Raw genomic sequence first — 14,889 nt, forward strand, 5'->3', positions numbered from 1 at the left:
CGTCATCGGGATGCGCGCAGCAGGCCAAGTTTTGCGCAGCGCCCAATATTGCCCGCGTCATGCAGCCGGTCTAAACACACTCACCCGCATTTCAGGAGAGATCGACAATGACCATTCAAGTTGGCGACAAGCTGCCCGAGTCCAAGCTCCGTGTCATGACCTCCGAAGGTCCGGCCGTGAAGACCACCGACGACATCTTCAAGGGCAAGAAAGTGGCGCTGTTCGCAGTGCCCGGCGCCTATACCGGCACCTGCCACAAGATGCATCTGCCGAGCATCTTCCTCAACGCCTATGCCATCAAGGACAAGGGCGTCGACACCATCGCGATCATCTCCGTCAACGACGTGTTCGTGATGAACGCCTGGAAGAAAGACACCGATCTGCGCGACGAAGCGGTGTTCCTCGCCGACGGCAATGCCGACTTCACCAAGGCGATCGGCATGGAGCTCGACGCATCCGGCAACGGCCTCGGCATCCGCTCGCATCGCTATTCGATGCTGGTCGAAGACGGCAAGGTGACCAAGCTCAACCTCGAGCCGGCACCGGGCAAGGTCGAAGTCTCCGGCGGCGACACGCTGCTGGGTCAGCTCTGAGCTGAGATCTTCGATTAGAGAACCACGAACTCCGTCATGGCCGGGCAGCGCGAAGCGAACCTTCGCTAGATGTCCCGGCCATCCACGTCTCGCCGCGGGCCAAGACGTGGATACCCGGCATTCGCCGGGCATGACGGCGGAGTTTGGTGTGCAGTCGGCGCAAAATGCCGTCCCCGCTTCTACCTGCCCCGGTTCTCCGCCAGCCCGTCCCGCGACAGCTGATCGGCGCGTTCGTTCTCGGCATGGCCGGCATGGCCCTTGACCCAGTGCCAGCGCACGTCATGGGTCTTCAGCGCGGCGTCGAGGCGCTGCCACAGGTCGACATTCTTCACCGGCTTCTTGTCCGACGTCTTCCAGCCGTTTTTCTTCCAGCCGTGAATCCAGCTCATGATGCCGTTGCGCAGATACTGGCTGTCGGTGTGCAGATCCACCGAGCACGGCTTCTTCAGCGCTTCCAGCGCCGAGATCGCCGCCATCAGCTCCATGCGGTTGTTGGTGGTGTGCGCCTCACCGCCCTTCAGCTCCTTCTCGGCATCGCCGAAACGAAGGATCGCGCCCCAGCCGCCGGGGCCGGGATTTCCCGAGCAGGCGCCGTCGGTATAGATCGTCACAGGGGTCGCAGTGGTCACGCGGGCTGCCTCGCCGCTTCGACGCCGTAGTCGGCCATCGACGTCACCGACTGGTGGAAGCGCAGCTTGCGGACATACTCGACCGGATCCTTCGGCTTCACGAAGGCGCCTTCCGGCACATTGAGGAAATCCACCAGCCGCGTCAGCAGGAAGCGGATCGACGCGCCGCGCGCCAGCAGCGGAAACGCCGCGCGCTCGGCACCAGTCAACGGACGCACCGCCTCATAGGCATTGAGGAAGGCGCGCGCCTTGGTGGCATTGAACGACAGGTCCGGCTCGAAGCACCAGGCGTTCAGGCAGATCGCCACGTCGTAGGCCAGCATATCATTGCAGGCGAACGGGAAGTCGATCAGGCCGGAGAGCTTGTCGCCGAGAAAGAACACGTTGTCCGGAAACAGATCAGCATGGATCACGCCTTCCGGCAGATCGCTCGGCCAATGCGCGGCAAGATAGTCGAGTTCGGTCTGCAGGAAAGCGCGCAGCCCGGGCTGAACCGTATCGGCGCGCGGTGCTGCGAGGTCGAGCAAACCGCGCCAGCCATCGACCGACAGGTTGTTCTTGCGCACCAGCGGGAAATCGCGCCCGGCGACATGCATCCTCGCCAGCGCTTCGCCGACACCGGCGCAATGCATCGCATTGGGACGACGCGGCCACATGCCTTCGAGAAAGTTGATGATCGCGGCGGGCCGGCCGGCGAGCGATGCATAGACCGCACCGTCGCGATTCTTCTGCGGCTGCGGGCAATTCACGCCGCGCGCGCACAGATGCGCCATCAGACCGAGGAAGTAAGGCAGGTCATCCGCCTCGACGCGCTTCTCATAGAGCGTGAGGATATACGCGCCCTTGGAGGTGTGCATCAGGAAGTTGGAATTCTCGACGCCTTCGGCGATGCCCTTGTAGGAGAGCAATTCGCCCACATCGTAGCTCTTCAGGAAGTCCGCGAGATCATCGGCGGCAACATCGGTATAGACCGCCATCGCGGTTACGCCGCGGCCTCGGGACGCAGCGAACGCGGCAGCGGGAAGAATTCGTTTTCTTCAGCAGCCGACACCGTCTCCACATGCAGCTCATAACGCTGCGCGAAGGCGTCCATGATCTCTTCGACGATCACTTCCGGCGCCGAGGCGCCTGCCGTGATGCCGAGGCTGGTGATGCCCTCGAACATGCTCCAGTCGAGATCGCTGGCGCGCTGTGCCAACACCGAAACCCTGCAGCCCTCGCGCTCGGCCACTTCGCGCAGACGCTGCGAGTTCGACGAGTTCGGCGCGCCGACTACGATCAGCGCATCGACCACCGGCGCCACCTTCTTCACGGCAAGCTGGCGGTTGGTGGTGGCGTAGCAAATGTCTTCCTTGTGCGGCCCGTTGATCGTGGGGAAGCGGCTCTTCAGCACTTCGACGATCTCGGCGGTGTCGTCGATCGACAGCGTCGTCTGGGTCACGAAAGCGAGATTGTTCGGATCCTTCGGCTGGAAGGTCTGTGCGTCTCCAGCGGTCTCGATGAGCTGCACAGCACCAGGCGGCAGCTGGCCGACGGTGCCGACCACTTCCGGATGGTGCGAATGCCCGATCAGCAGGATCTCACGACCGCGCTTGAAGTGGATCGCCGCCTCGCGGTGCACCTTGGTGACCAGCGGGCAGGTTGCGTCCAGCGAGAAGAAATTGCGCTGACGGGCATCCTCAGGAACCGATTTCGGCACGCCATGGGCGGAAAATACTACCGGCGCGGAGGTGTTGTCCGGGATTTCGGCGAGTTCCTCGACGAAAATCGCGCCCTTGGTCTTCAGGCTGTCCACCACATACTTGTTATGGACGATCTCATGCCGGACATAGACCGGTGCGCCATGGATGGCGAGTGCGCGTTCGACCGTATCGATCGCCCGGACGACGCCTGCGCAGAAGCCGCGCGGCGAACAAAGAACGATTTTCAGGGACGGTTTGGTCGTCATATCGGGGCGATCCAGGGGCCTGGGCACCAAAATGGCAGGTGCTATGGGTCAGATTGGCAAAATTCAGCCAAAGAGCTTGTCTGAATAAGGACTTGGGGCCGGTTTGCGGCGCTGTCAAGGCCGAACTGCCGGGCATTGCGCGGTTGCCCTCTGACAGATTATATAGAGCCTTAATTCCCGTCATCACCGATGACCAGACGGCTTCGCCTCCGAAAGAGGTGGGCGAAGCGCAAAGGAGATGTGCCATGAGCAATGCCCCGCTGATGCCAAAGGCGACGGCCGTGTGGCTGGTCGACAATACGGCGCTGACCTTCGATCAGGTCGCCGATTTCACCAAGATGCACCCGCTCGAGATCCGCGCCATTGCCGACGGCGACGCCGCCCAGGGGATCAAGGGCATGGACCCGATTTCCAACGGGCAGCTGACCCGCGATGAGATCGAAAAGGGCGAGAAGGACAAGAATTATCGGCTCAAGCTCGAAGAGAGCAAGGTGATCCTGCCGCCAGCCGCCAAGAAGAAGGGCCCGCGCTACACCCCGGTGTCGCGCCGTCATGAGCGCCCGAGCGCGATCCTGTGGCTCGTGCGTAACCATGCCGAGCTGAAAGACAGCCAGATCATGCGCTTGGTCGGCACCACCAAGACCACCATCGCCTCGATCCGCGACCGCACCCACTGGAATGCCTCGACCCTCACCCCGATGGATCCGGTGACCCTCGGCCTGTGCTCGCAGATCGAACTCGATTTCGAGGTGCAGCGCGCGGCCAAGGAAAAACCGACCGACCAGGCTTACGGCGGCGCGACCCTACTGCCGGCCTCGGAAACCACCCGCAAGGATGAGCTGGAGACCGCCGAGAGCGGCAGCGGCGACCTCAATGTCGACGCCGTGTTCGCCAAGCTGAAGGGCATCGGCGGCAGCAAGAAGCAGGACGACGACGAATAAGCGGCTGCGCTGCGCGCAGATGCGCGGCGGCAAGGACAGAATTGAAAACGCGGCGGTTCATCCCGCCGCGTTTTTGTTTCAGGTGATGCGCCGCCCGCTTACGCCAGCGGGCGACGGATGCTGACATTGATGCTGCCGTCATCGTCATATGCCACCAGCTTGCCGATGAAATTCGAGAACGACGTGGCGACTTCGATGAAGCAGCCCTGTCTGTCGATCATGTAAGCGAGGACGTCGTCGGCATTCTCCAGGTTCACGCCTGCATCAGCCAGTTCGCTGATGTCCGGGATGACCTCGTGATCGACGAAGTAGATCTTGCCCTTCGCCTTACCCTTGTAGATTTCGACGATCGGATCGCCGCCGTGACTTTCCGCCACCGGATAGCAGAACGCACGAAACGCTTGGTCCCAGAGATCGGCTTTGGCCAAGAATACCCCTATGTCGTTATATTCGAAGCCGGTATCGAGGCCGTGCAGATAGCGAATTGAATCGAATGTCTCGACGCCATCAGCCAGCGGGCTGGCTGTGTCGAGATCGAAATAGAAGCCGTTATTCGCTTTCAGAAACGCCGTATAGTCGGATGAGAATTCGATACCCTGCTCGGCGGCAAAAGCTGCAATCGCCTTCTCCGTCACCGGCTTGAATGTCATCGCATCGGGATAGTCTTCGAACCTGAACTCGTTCGCCATCATGTACTCCGCTTATGCGTAAAGGATCCCGCCTGAGCGGTGCCTCCCTTGGTGCTGCAGAGGTAAGGCAAGGTTCATGGTCGCGCCCGACGCATAATCTTCACTTTCCAAACGCCATCGAATCCTGCGACATCGCGCATGGACGGCAACGCATGGAGTGGCGACGATGGCATCTCTCTGGCTTGGTCTGATGCGCTTGCTGGCCGGCTTCCGCCGCGGTCTGCGCGATCCCGAATTTCGCGCGATCCTGTTTTTGCTGGCCATCGCCATGACCGGCGGCGCCGTGTTCTTTCACGCCGTGGAAGGCTGGCCGTGGATCGACGCCGCCTATTTCAGCGCGATGGCGCTCACCACCGTCGGCGACGCCACGCTGTCGCCAACCACCGCCATCGCCAAGATCTTCACAATGCTGTTCTCGATCTGCGGCATCGGACTGATGCTGGCATTCCTGTCGCGGCTATCGACGTTCCGAGAGCATGAGGAAGGCCGGGAGTGATATCGTAGCCGTCACGCCTTCTTCAGAAATTCCGTGCGCAGCACCAGGCCTTTCACCTTGTCGGTGCGGCCTTCGATCTCGTCTTCATTATCGGTCAGATGGATGTTCTTGATCACGGTGCCGCGCTTGAGCACGGTGGACGAGCCTTTCAGCTTGAGGTCCTTGATCAGCGTGACGGTATCGCCTTCAGCGAGCAGTGCGCCGTTCGAATCCCTGACCTTGATGTCCATGATGTTGTCCTGATGGTGCGGTGGTGTGGAGCGGGGCACCCAACAGGATGGGAGCGCCGAAAGCAACAGTGGCACGGCAAAATCGCAAAAAAGAAGGGCCGACTGACATCGGCCCTTCAGTCACACAGTGAGAGATCGAAAGGATCAGAACTTGTAGGTGATGCCGGTGCCAACCAGCCACGGATCGAGCTTGACCTGACCGGTGATCGCCGCGCCGCTGGCCAGCGTGCCTTCCCAATCCGGACGCATCCACATCTTCTTCACGTCGACGTTCCAGCCCCAATGCTTGTCGATCATGTAGTCGAAGCCGAACTGCAGCACCGGCGCCGCGGCGTCTTTCAGACGGCTGCTCGTCACGCCCACGCCGCTGGCACTCTGGCTGAAGAACCAGGTGTAGTTCACGCCAGCGCCGATATAGGGCTTGAAGGCGCCGAACTGCGTGAAGTGATATTGGAAGGTCAGCGTCGGCGGCAGCAGCCAGGCCTTGCCGACATCGAGGCCGGCGATCGCGCCGTCGCCGGTGACGTGGTGCTTGGTGACGCCAAGGATCAATTCGGCTGCGAGGTTCGGCGTGAAGAAATACGAGATGTCGAGTTCGGGAACGACCTGATCGGAGGTCTTCAGGCTGGAGCCCGGCACCTGGTGAACCGTACCCCCATTTTCCGGAATGACGCCGAGCACGCGCAGGCGGATCATCCAGGGATTCCACGCCTCGACCACCGGCGCCTTGGTATACGGCGCCGCGGCCGGAAGATCGGCAGCACCTGCCGTCGTCGCCATGCTGGTCGCCACCATGCCAGTCAGTGCCGTTGCCGCCATCAGCAACGACATCGTCGTCAAAATTCTCTTCATCGCGAAGCGCCCTGTCTTTCGATTCGTTCGGGTGAACGATCTCACCCGATCAAATCCGAAAGACGCTCGCCGCGGCGCTCACACGTTGATCTCAATCAAAAGCAAACGACCGCACAGCGTCTCGCTGCGCGGTCGTTGCCTTTGGGAGACACAGTGTTGCGGAATATCAATCCGCGGCGTTACGGCCGGTTCGGATTGTTCAGCATGTATTCGCCGAGATTGCGCTGCGCACGATCGGCGCGCTGGATCGAATTGCTGCGCTGAACGTCGCGGTCCTTGCGACAGGCCGCATATTCCGGCGAGCCGACAACGACACCATTGGCGCGGCAGATCGCGTCATCGTCATCGCCAAGGCTCGACATCGGAACATCGGTGCGGCGCGCGCAGGCGCTGAGCAGCATCGCTGTCAGTGTCAGCGCGATGAGAGAGGTCGAGGTCAGTCGCATGCATGGTTCCGTTACTTGATCTTCTCTGTCATTGCCGGGCTTGACCCGGCAATCCAGCTTTGCCGTTTGAAAGGAAGATGGATGCCCGGGTCAAGCCCGGGCATGACGTGAGAGTGTTTAACGCCAAATGCGAGATTTGTAAGGTAGATGTTGGGGAAGCCGTAGGATGGGTAGAGCGTCTTCGCGAAACCCATCGGCCGTCCACACCCATCGATGGGTTTCGCTGCGGCGCGACGCGCCTCCGCTCTACCCGTCCTACGCAAGGAGCGATGCTACACCCTGCCCTTCAACGCCGCGCCGATTTCGTCCAGCGACTTCGGATCCTCGATGGTCGCGGGCATGGTCCAGCTGTCACCGTCCGCGATCTTCTTGATGGTGCCGCGGAGAATCTTGCCGGACCGCGTCTTCGGCAGGCGCCCGACGGCGATGGCGAGCTTGAACGCCGCGACGGGGCCGAGCTTTTCGCGCACCAGCGCGACCACTTCCTTCTCGATGTCAGCAACCGGCCGCTCCACGCCGGCCTTCAGCACCAGGAAACCGCAGGGCACCTCGCCCTTGATGGTATCCTTGATCCCCAGCACGGCGCATTCGGCGACGTCGGGATGCGAGGCCAGAATCTCTTCCATGCCACCGGTCGAGAGCCTATGGCCGGCGACATTGATGATGTCGTCGGTACGGCCCATCACATAGACATAGCCGTCGTCATCCAGGTAGCCGGCATCGGACGTTTTGTAGTAGCCGGGGAATTCGTTGAAATAGGCTTCCTTGCAGCGCTCGTCCTGCTCCCACAATGTCGGCAGGCAGGCCGGCGGCATCGGCAGCTTAATCACGATGGAGCCCATGGTGCCGGCAGGCAGCGGCTTCGATGCTTCGTCGACCACCTCGATCTTGTAGCCGGGCATCGGCACGGTTGGCGATCCGTGCTTCACCGGCAACTGGCCAAGGCCCACCGGATTGCCGGCGATGCACCAGCCGGTCTCGGTCTGCCACCAGTGATCGATCACCGGCACCTTCAGCTGCTTCTCGGCCCAGTCCACCGTCGGCGGATCGGCGCGCTCGCCGGCGAGAAACAGCGTGCGGAAATGCGACAGATCGTATTTGCGGATGAAGCTGCCGTCCGGATCGTCCTTGCGGATGGCGCGGAAGGCGGTCGGGGCCGTGAAGAAAGCAACGGCCTTGTGTTCGGAGATGACGCGCCAGAACGCGCCGGCATCCGGCGTGCCGACCGGCTTGCCTTCATACATGATCGAGGTCGCGCCATGGAACAGCGGCGCATAGACGATGTAGCTATGGCCGACCACCCAGCCGATGTCGGAGCCGCACCACCAGACCTCACCCGGCTTCACGCCGTAGAGATTCTCCATCGACCAGGCGAGCGCGACCGCGTGGCCGCCATTGTCGCGCACCACGCCCTTCGGTTTGCCGGTCGTGCCGGACGTATAGAGGATGTAGAGCGGATCCGTCGCCAGCACCGGCACGCAATCCGCGGACTTCTTCGCCGCTATCGCCTTGCTGCGCAATTCGGCCCAGTCGTGATCGCGGCCGGCCACCAGGTCGCAGCCATGCTGCGGCCGCTGCAGGATGATGCAGGCATCCGGCTTCGCACTGGCGAGCGCGATCGCTTCATCCAGCAGCGGCTTGTATTGCACGATGCGGCCGGGCTCGATCCCGCAGCTCGCCGACAGGATCAGCTTCGGCCGCGCATCGTCGATGCGTGTCGCGAGTTCCTTCGCCGCGAAGCCACCGAACACCACCGAATGCACCGCGCCGATGCGCGCACAGGCGAGCATGGCGACCACAGCCTCAGGCACCATCGGCATATAGAGGATGACGCGATCGCCCTTGCCGACGCCAAGGTCCTGCAGGATGGCGCCGAGCACCTGCACCTCATGGAGCAGCTGCGCATAAGTGAATTTCCGGATCTCACCCGTCAGCGGCGAGTCGTGGATCAGCGCAACCTGATCGGCGCGGCCACGCGTGACATGGCGATCCAGCGCGTTGTAGCAGGTGTTGAGCACGCCGCCGACGAACCAGCGGCCGTAGAGACCCACGGACGGATCGAACACCTTCTTCGCTGGCGCAATCCAGTCGATCGCCTTCGCGGCTTCGCTCCAGAAACCTTCCGGATCGGACAGCGACTGCGCGTGGACGTCGTGATAGCGGCTGGATACGTTGGTCGTCATGGCGTCTCTCCCGCCCCGGCTTTACCGCCGGGTTCATTGCACACTGATTGTCACGGGATCGCCGGCTATTTCAAGGGTGCCTTTGGTTGTGGCTTGACCGACATCTCTACGCCGATCCGCTCGATTTCCTGCGCCAGCGCCTTGTAATTGGCGCGCGCCACATCGAGTTGCGGATCGAGCTTGATCGCGGCGCCAAAATCCCGGACCGCGCGCGGCCGATCGCCCTTCTTGCGCCAGAGTTCGCCGCGCGCATTGAACAGAACGGCCTGCGTCGGATCGAGCCGCAGCGCCGCGTCATAATCGGCGATAGCGCGATCGGTCTGATCCTTACGCATATAGACGCCGGCCCGCGCAATCAGTGCTTTCAGCCGGTCGGCCCGCTCGGTCTTTTCGTTGTCGATCAGCGTGCTGCAAACCGCGACAATCCTGTCATCATCGCCTGAGGCGACTGCCGCAACGCACAGCGCGGGATCGACGGGCGCGGTGGCTGCGGGTTCGTTGACCGCCGGCCATGCCCTGTCGGGAGCCACGCAACATAATACGAGCAGGACGCCGATGACGCGCGGCACGCTGCCAACATATGAATTGCGAAAAGTCATTGTCTATCGCGTGCTCGCATCGGCGGATGGATGCAATCCGATCGCCGGCTTGCGCGCCGCCACCCGATATTTCTCAAGCTGCTTGCGATGTCGCAAAGCGATATCCAGCGTTGAATCGATCTGAACGGCTGCGTCGAAATCGGCCAGAGCGCGCGCAGGGTCGCCCTTGTCGCGCCAGGCGACGCCGCGATTGTTATAGGCCATCGCCAGCTCCGGCTGAAGCTGCAGCGCCGTCGTGTAGTCGGTGATAGCACGATCATAGGCGCCGCTGAGGCTGAAGGAATTTCCGCGGTTCACGAAATAGCTCGCCTTCGGCTCCAGCCGGATCGCCGCGTCGAAATCCGCAATCGCGCGGCCATAGGCATTGTTGCGCGCATAGGACTGACCCCGCGCATCATAATGGTCCGCGGTCGGCTCCAGGCGAATGATGTCGCTCTGGTCGTCGATCACCAGATCGAAGCGCTTGACCTTGGCATAGGCCGCGGCGCGATCGATGAGACCCTGCACCCGCGTGGGATCGAGGCGGACCGCCTCGTTATAATCGCGAACGGCCAATCGATTTTCGTGCATCGATGCGAAGGTCGCGGCGCGGCTCGCAAATAATTGGGCCTCGTACGGCCGCAGCCTGATCGCGTGGTCGAAATCGTCGAGCGCACGGTCGAACTTCTTGCCGGCTGCAAGCGCCTTGCCGCGGGCTTCGAACGCTGCAGCCGAGAGGGGATCGAGCTGAACCGCCAGATCACCATCCGCAACGGCGAGGTCGACCTGTTCCAGCCTGAGTTGCAGCCCGGCGCGCACGATCAGGGCATGAATGCGGTCCGGCAGTGCCGCCGTCGAGTTCATCACCAGGCCGCAGATGCCGAGCATCTGCTCGGGCGGCAAGGTGTCGTCATTCGCGCAGGTGGCAGCGGCCTCGGCCGCGCCCTGCGCCCGGACGGCCGCATAGGGCAGCGATGGCGCCGCAAGAGCGACGCACAGAACCAATGTCCGGAACGGATGACCCATGAAAGCCCCAGCAAGCCAGCCGGACCACTCTACCTGATCAGGCCCCGCTCCCGATAGTAGCGCAGCGCGCCGGGATGCAGCGGCACGGGACGTTTGCTCACGGCGCTGGCCAACCTGATCTCGTGGCCGGCGCGGTGCGCGATGGCGAGTTCGTCGAGGCCGTCGAACAGGCGCTTCGTCATCTGATAGACGAGATCGTCGGACACCGCGCTGCTCGTGACCAGATAATTCATGACCGATGCGGTCCGCACAGGTCTGTTCTGGCTGACATAGGTCCCGGTTGGAATCCTGTCCGGCTTGTATGGCGCGCCGATCTTTCTGACCAGCGCGGGCGGCACCGGCACGACGACGATATCCGCGACTTCGCTGAGTTCCTTGATCGATGTCACGCCGAGACCCGCAGACTGCAGCGTCGCATCGAGCTTCTTCTCGATCATCATCGTGGTGGATTCGGCAAAGGAGAAATACCTGATCTCGCCGAGATTCTCATAGCGCAGCCCCGCAGCACCCAGAATGGCGCGCGCATTCAGCTCGGTGCCCGATCTCCGCTCGCCGACCGAGAGGCTTCGGCCCTTGAGATCGCTCAGCGTCCTGATGCCACTCGCTTTGGTGGCAACGATCTGGATGTAATTCGGATAGAGCGCGCCGATCACCCGCAACCGGTCCTGCTTGCCGTCGAAGCCCGCCGTGGCATTGCCGGCCCAGGCGTCTTTCAGCGCGTCGCCGAGCGCAAAAGCCACCTGCCCGGTGCCTTGCTGCAGCCGCGAGAGGTTCTCGACCGAACCGTCGGTTGTCTGCACCTGAACTTTCGCGCCGGGAATATCCGCATAGATCATCGCGATCGACACGCCGAGCGGAAAATAGATCCCGGACGTATTGCCGGTCAGCAGCGTGATCGATGGCTCGGCGCATGCCGCTGCGCTGCACATGACGACCACAGTCGTCATGGCGGCTATCAGACGCTTCCTCATACTCATTTTAGTCCTGTCATTCAGGCCGCGAAGGTGAACCGCAGCCCTCATGCGGTCAACGGCGTCGCAATAGCGAACGCCGTTGCCGCGACGAAAGTTTCACCGGTAAGCCCTTGCGCCAGCCGGGTAAAACGGCATGAATGCGCCGCACTCAGAATAATAAGGCCGGCAAAGCCGGCTGCGGGAAATATCCCGGGGGATGAAACATGGCTGATCAAAAACCAAACGCGAGCGATGACACCGTTGCCGTCTCCGACGAGGCATTGGCGAAGGCTGAAGCCTTCATCGAAGCCGATGAAGGCGCAACAAATCGCCTGCTGGGCTGGGCCGGAACGATCTCCACCGGCATCGCCGTGGTGATGAGCCTGTTTCATCTCTATGCCGCCTACGCAATCGTGCCGACGCAGGAACTGCGTTACGTCCACGTCGCCTTCACGCTGATCCTCAGCTTCCTGCTGTTCCCCGTCGCTGCGCGCTTCCGCAACCGCGTGCGCTGGTGGGACATCGTTCCGGGCATCGTCGCCATCGGCACCATTGCCTATGCGCTGTGGGGCGGCGACGATTTCACCGACCGCGCCACACTGCCGGATCATATGGATGTCATCGTCGGCATCGTCTTCATCGTGCTGCTGTTGGAAGCGACCCGCCGCACGACCGGCCTGATCATGCCGGTCGTGTCCGTTTTCTTCATCGCCTATGCGATGCTCGGCCCGCATCTGCCGGCGCCATGGACCCATCGCGGCTATGACCTGCCGCGCCTCGTCGGCCATCTCTTCATCACGCTGGAGGGCATCTTCGGCGTCGCGGTCGACGTGTCAGCCACGCTGATCATCCTGTTCACAATCTATGGCGCCTTCCTGTCGATGTCCGGCGCCGGCAAATTCTTCATCGATTTCTCGCTATCGTTGATGGGGAACAAGTCGAACGCCGCGGGCCGCACCGTGGTGCTGTCGTCGTTCCTGCTCGGCGGCCCCTCGGGCTCCGGCGTCGCCACCACGGTGATGATCGGCACCGTCGCCGCCCCGATGCTGGCCAAGGCCGGTTTCGAGAAGAACGCTGCCGGTGGCTTGCTGGCTGCAGGCGGTCTCGGCGCGATCCTGTCCCCGCCGGTGCTCGGCGCTGCCGCGTTCCTGATCGCGGAATTCCTCAAGATCAGCTATCTCGACGTGATCTGGATGGCGACCATCCCGACCTGTCTCTACTACCTGTCGCTGCTGATCATGGTGGAGATCGACGCCAAGCGGTTCGGCGCCCACAATGTCAATGTCAGGCCTGAGCTCAGCCTCGGCGTGATGATGAAGCGTTACGGGTTCCACTTCATCTCTCTGCTCGCCGTCGTCGTCTTCATGATCATCGGCTACTCGCCGTCACTGTCGGTGTTCTACGCAACCCTCGTCACCTTCGTGCTCAGTTTCCTCCGCAAGGACACTGCGCTGGTGCCGAAGAAGCTGGTGAAGGCGCTGGCCGATGGCTCGATCGGAGCGCTCAATGCCGCCACGACCTGCGCCTGCGCCGGCATCGTGGTCGGCGTCGTCACGCTCACCGGCCTCGGCCTCAAGTTTTCGTCGATCGTGATTTCCTATGCCGGCGGCAGCCTGTTGCTGACGGCGATCTATACGGCGCTGATCGTCTGGATCATTGGCCTCGCCGTGCCGGTCACCGCGTCCTACATCATCTGCGCGGTGATCGCAGCGCCTGCGCTGATCAAGCTCGGCGTGCCCGACTACGCTGCACACATGTTTATCTTCTATTACGCTGTCCTCTCGGAAGTCTCGCCGCCCACCGCGCTGTCGCCCTTCGCGGCGGCAGCCATCACCGGCGGCGATCCCTACAAGACCACGCTGCAATCGTGGAAATACACACTGCCGGCCTTCCTGGTGCCATTCGTCTTCGTCTGCGACCCGCAGGGCGTCGGCCTGCTGCTGAACATTCCGAAGGGCGGCTCGTGGGTGGACATCGTCGAGATCACCTTCAAGACCACGCTGGGACTGCTGGCACTCGCCGCCGTCGCGCAGAACTGGGCACTGCGACAAAATACACCGATCGAGCGCGGCCTGCTTCTGCTATCGGGATTGCTGCTGGTGTTCCCGAGCCTGATCGAGGCGATCATCGAATCGATCATCGGTCGCGACATCAGCTACACATTCGTGCCCGGCCTCATCATCGGCCTCGGCGTGCTGGTGTGGCAGGCAAGGACGAGGACGCAACCGGCGCCGGCATGACCAACGATAGAAACGAATAACGTCAAGTTATCGCATGACAGCGGACGCCGCAGATAAGCGGCGCCGCCGACTTCAGGGAGTGACGCGATGAGATGGACAGCTTTCAGACACAGGGCATTCAGCCTTGCACTGCTCGGCATCGCCTGCGCGGCGACCGGCGCTTCTGCGGAAGACAAGACCATCGCCATTGCGACCGGCGGGACCGGCGGCATCTTCTATCCGCTCGGCGGCGGTCTCGCGAACCTGTTGTCGAAGAAACTGCCGCATACCCAGGCCACCGGCGAAGTCACCGGCGGCAGCGTCGACAACATCAAGCTGCTGGAGACCGGTCAGGCCGATCTCGGTTTCATGACCGGCGACGTCGCGTCCGACGCCGTGAAGGGCGAGAACAAGTTCAAGAAGCCTGTGCCGCTGCGCACCATCGTCGCCGTCTATTCCAGCCCGGTCCATGTGGTGACCATCGCCGGCACCGGTATCGAGAAATTCGCCGATCTTAAAGGCAAGCGCATCTCGGGCGGCGCGCCGGGCAGCGCCACCGAGGCGCAGACCTTCCGCCTGCTCGAAGCCGCGGGCCTCGACAAGGACAAGGACGTCAAGCGCGAACGTCTGTCGGTCGCGGAATCCGCGTCCGCGCTCAAGGATCGCAAGATTGATGCTTTCTTCTGGGGCGGCGGCGTGCCGACCGCCGCCGTCGTTGACCTTGCCGCAACGCCCGGCGTCACCATCAAGCTGATCGACATCGACTATCTGTTAGAGCCGATCGTGAAGAAATACGGCCAGATCTTCGCACCCAGCGTGATCAAGGCCGGCAGCTATCCGGGCCAGACCACCGACAGCCGTGGCTTCGCCGCCTGGAACCAGATCATGGCCACCGACAAGATGTCGGACGACACGGCCTATGCGATCACGAAGACGATCTTCGAGAACAAGGCCGATCTCGTCGCCGTCCATAAGGAGGCCGAGAACATCAATCTCGCCACGCAGACACCAGCGCAGTCGCCGGCGCCCTATCACCCCGGCACGCTGAAATATCTCAAGGAAGTCGGCGCGGTGAAATAGTCACCGCGACATCAATCAAAACTGGA

16 protein-coding genes are annotated in these 14,889 nt (G+C 62.3%); 5 read left to right on the top strand and 11 right to left on the bottom strand.

Features of this window, described 5'->3' with window-relative positions; all coding sequences use genetic code 11:
- Positions 1 to 107: 107 nt before the first annotated feature.
- Positions 108 to 593 carry a peroxiredoxin gene (locus AB7783_RS20230; RefSeq protein ID WP_089267673.1) on the top strand — a complete coding sequence of 162 codons (486 nt, stop codon included), beginning with the start codon at positions 108 to 110 and terminating at the stop codon, positions 591 to 593.
- Between the two features lie 179 nt (positions 594 to 772).
- Here the strand turns inward: AB7783_RS20230 and rnhA are convergent, their stop codons facing one another.
- Genes rnhA through ispH form a run of 3 tightly spaced genes read right to left on the bottom strand, consistent with a single transcriptional unit; the run spans position 773 to position 3,170 of the window.
- A complete protein-coding gene (gene rnhA / locus AB7783_RS20235) occupies positions 773 to 1,222 on the bottom strand; it encodes a ribonuclease HI (RefSeq protein ID WP_089267674.1) in 450 nt (149 codons plus the stop codon).
- Positions 1,219 to 2,199 (bottom strand): homoserine kinase, encoded by a 981-nt coding sequence (locus AB7783_RS20240; RefSeq protein ID WP_089267675.1) that lies wholly within the window; start codon positions 2,197 to 2,199, stop codon positions 1,219 to 1,221. Before AB7783_RS20240 ends, rnhA begins: the two co-directional genes overlap by 4 nt.
- A gap of 5 nt (positions 2,200 to 2,204) precedes the next feature.
- Positions 2,205 to 3,170, bottom strand: coding sequence for a 4-hydroxy-3-methylbut-2-enyl diphosphate reductase (gene ispH, locus AB7783_RS20245; RefSeq protein ID WP_089267676.1), 966 nt, complete (start codon positions 3,168 to 3,170; stop codon positions 2,205 to 2,207).
- 245 nt (positions 3,171 to 3,415) lie between these two features.
- On the opposite strand from ispH, the gene AB7783_RS20250 reads away from it, so the two are divergent.
- Complete coding sequence (locus AB7783_RS20250; RefSeq protein WP_089267677.1) at positions 3,416 to 4,111, top strand: DUF1013 domain-containing protein; 696 nt, start codon at positions 3,416 to 3,418, stop codon at positions 4,109 to 4,111.
- Positions 4,112 to 4,209: 98 nt separating this feature from the next.
- On the opposite strand, the gene AB7783_RS20255 is transcribed toward AB7783_RS20250, so the two are convergent.
- Positions 4,210 to 4,800, bottom strand: coding sequence for an SMI1/KNR4 family protein (locus tag AB7783_RS20255; protein WP_441278619.1), 591 nt, complete (start codon positions 4,798 to 4,800; stop codon positions 4,210 to 4,212).
- A gap of 166 nt (positions 4,801 to 4,966) precedes the next feature.
- Between AB7783_RS20255 and AB7783_RS20260 the strand changes: the two genes are divergently transcribed.
- A complete protein-coding gene (locus AB7783_RS20260; protein WP_093757451.1) occupies positions 4,967 to 5,296 on the top strand; it encodes a potassium channel family protein in 330 nt (109 codons plus the stop codon).
- An 11-nt stretch (positions 5,297 to 5,307) separates the two neighbouring features.
- On the opposite strand, the gene AB7783_RS20265 is transcribed toward AB7783_RS20260, so the two are convergent.
- The 7 genes from AB7783_RS20265 to AB7783_RS20295 form a co-directional block, all read right to left on the bottom strand.
- Positions 5,308 to 5,526 carry an alkylphosphonate utilization protein gene (locus AB7783_RS20265; protein ID WP_011665834.1) on the bottom strand — a complete coding sequence of 73 codons (219 nt, stop codon included), beginning with the start codon at positions 5,524 to 5,526 and terminating at the stop codon, positions 5,308 to 5,310.
- Positions 5,527 to 5,670: 144 nt separating this feature from the next.
- Positions 5,671 to 6,378 (bottom strand): OmpW/AlkL family protein, encoded by a 708-nt coding sequence (locus AB7783_RS20270; RefSeq protein WP_441278620.1) that lies wholly within the window; start codon positions 6,376 to 6,378, stop codon positions 5,671 to 5,673.
- Positions 6,379 to 6,557: 179 nt separating this feature from the next.
- Positions 6,558 to 6,824: a hypothetical protein gene (locus AB7783_RS20275; protein WP_441278621.1), complete on the bottom strand. Its 267-nt coding sequence runs from the start codon at positions 6,822 to 6,824 to the stop codon at positions 6,558 to 6,560.
- Positions 6,825 to 7,096: 272 nt separating this feature from the next.
- Entirely contained in the window at positions 7,097 to 9,007 is a 1,911-nt protein-coding gene (locus tag AB7783_RS20280; RefSeq protein ID WP_441278622.1) for a propionyl-CoA synthetase, read from the bottom strand.
- A 65-nt stretch (positions 9,008 to 9,072) separates the two neighbouring features.
- The gene (locus AB7783_RS20285) at positions 9,073 to 9,606 is read right to left on the bottom strand and encodes a tetratricopeptide repeat protein (protein ID WP_441278623.1); all 534 of its coding nucleotides are present in this window, start codon (positions 9,604 to 9,606) and stop codon (positions 9,073 to 9,075) included.
- Positions 9,607 to 9,609: 3 nt separating this feature from the next.
- Positions 9,610 to 10,611, bottom strand: coding sequence for a tetratricopeptide repeat protein (locus AB7783_RS20290; protein WP_441278624.1), 1,002 nt, complete (start codon positions 10,609 to 10,611; stop codon positions 9,610 to 9,612).
- Between the two features lie 29 nt (positions 10,612 to 10,640).
- Positions 10,641 to 11,582 carry a TAXI family TRAP transporter solute-binding subunit gene (locus tag AB7783_RS20295; RefSeq protein ID WP_441278625.1) on the bottom strand — a complete coding sequence of 314 codons (942 nt, stop codon included), beginning with the start codon at positions 11,580 to 11,582 and terminating at the stop codon, positions 10,641 to 10,643.
- Positions 11,583 to 11,788: 206 nt separating this feature from the next.
- Between AB7783_RS20295 and AB7783_RS20300 the strand changes: the two genes are divergently transcribed.
- Both AB7783_RS20300 and AB7783_RS20305 read left to right on the top strand, forming a co-directional pair.
- Complete coding sequence (locus AB7783_RS20300; RefSeq protein WP_441278626.1) at positions 11,789 to 13,804, top strand: TRAP transporter permease; 2,016 nt, start codon at positions 11,789 to 11,791, stop codon at positions 13,802 to 13,804.
- Positions 13,805 to 13,891: 87 nt separating this feature from the next.
- Entirely contained in the window at positions 13,892 to 14,863 is a 972-nt protein-coding gene (locus AB7783_RS20305) for a TAXI family TRAP transporter solute-binding subunit (protein ID WP_439065159.1), read from the top strand.
- Positions 14,864 to 14,889: the final 26 nt, after the last annotated feature.

Source organism: Tardiphaga sp. 172_B4_N1_3 (assembly GCF_052076035.1).
GTDB classification, from domain to species: domain Bacteria; phylum Pseudomonadota; class Alphaproteobacteria; order Rhizobiales; family Xanthobacteraceae; genus Tardiphaga; species Tardiphaga robiniae.

Coding starts and splice junctions, on each gene's coding strand:
- AB7783_RS20305 (WP_439065159.1), top strand. CDS start 13,892: ATGAGATGGACAGCTTTCAGACACAGGGCATTCAGCCTTGCACTGCTC.
- AB7783_RS20285 (WP_441278623.1), bottom strand. CDS start 9,606: ATGACTTTTCGCAATTCATATGTTGGCAGCGTGCCGCGCGTCATCGGC.
- AB7783_RS20270 (WP_441278620.1), bottom strand. CDS start 6,378: ATGAAGAGAATTTTGACGACGATGTCGTTGCTGATGGCGGCAACGGCA.
- AB7783_RS20260 (WP_093757451.1), top strand. CDS start 4,967: ATGGCATCTCTCTGGCTTGGTCTGATGCGCTTGCTGGCCGGCTTCCGC.
- AB7783_RS20275 (WP_441278621.1), bottom strand. CDS start 6,824: ATGCGACTGACCTCGACCTCTCTCATCGCGCTGACACTGACAGCGATG.
- AB7783_RS20255 (WP_441278619.1), bottom strand. CDS start 4,800: ATGGCGAACGAGTTCAGGTTCGAAGACTATCCCGATGCGATGACATTC.
- AB7783_RS20290 (WP_441278624.1), bottom strand. CDS start 10,611: ATGGGTCATCCGTTCCGGACATTGGTTCTGTGCGTCGCTCTTGCGGCG.
- AB7783_RS20265 (WP_011665834.1), bottom strand. CDS start 5,526: ATGGACATCAAGGTCAGGGATTCGAACGGCGCACTGCTCGCTGAAGGC.
- ispH (WP_089267676.1), bottom strand. CDS start 3,170: ATGACGACCAAACCGTCCCTGAAAATCGTTCTTTGTTCGCCGCGCGGC.
- AB7783_RS20300 (WP_441278626.1), top strand. CDS start 11,789: ATGGCTGATCAAAAACCAAACGCGAGCGATGACACCGTTGCCGTCTCC.
- AB7783_RS20240 (WP_089267675.1), bottom strand. CDS start 2,199: ATGGCGGTCTATACCGATGTTGCCGCCGATGATCTCGCGGACTTCCTG.
- AB7783_RS20230 (WP_089267673.1), top strand. CDS start 108: ATGACCATTCAAGTTGGCGACAAGCTGCCCGAGTCCAAGCTCCGTGTC.
- AB7783_RS20250 (WP_089267677.1), top strand. CDS start 3,416: ATGAGCAATGCCCCGCTGATGCCAAAGGCGACGGCCGTGTGGCTGGTC.
- AB7783_RS20280 (WP_441278622.1), bottom strand. CDS start 9,007: ATGACGACCAACGTATCCAGCCGCTATCACGACGTCCACGCGCAGTCG.
- AB7783_RS20295 (WP_441278625.1), bottom strand. CDS start 11,582: ATGAGGAAGCGTCTGATAGCCGCCATGACGACTGTGGTCGTCATGTGC.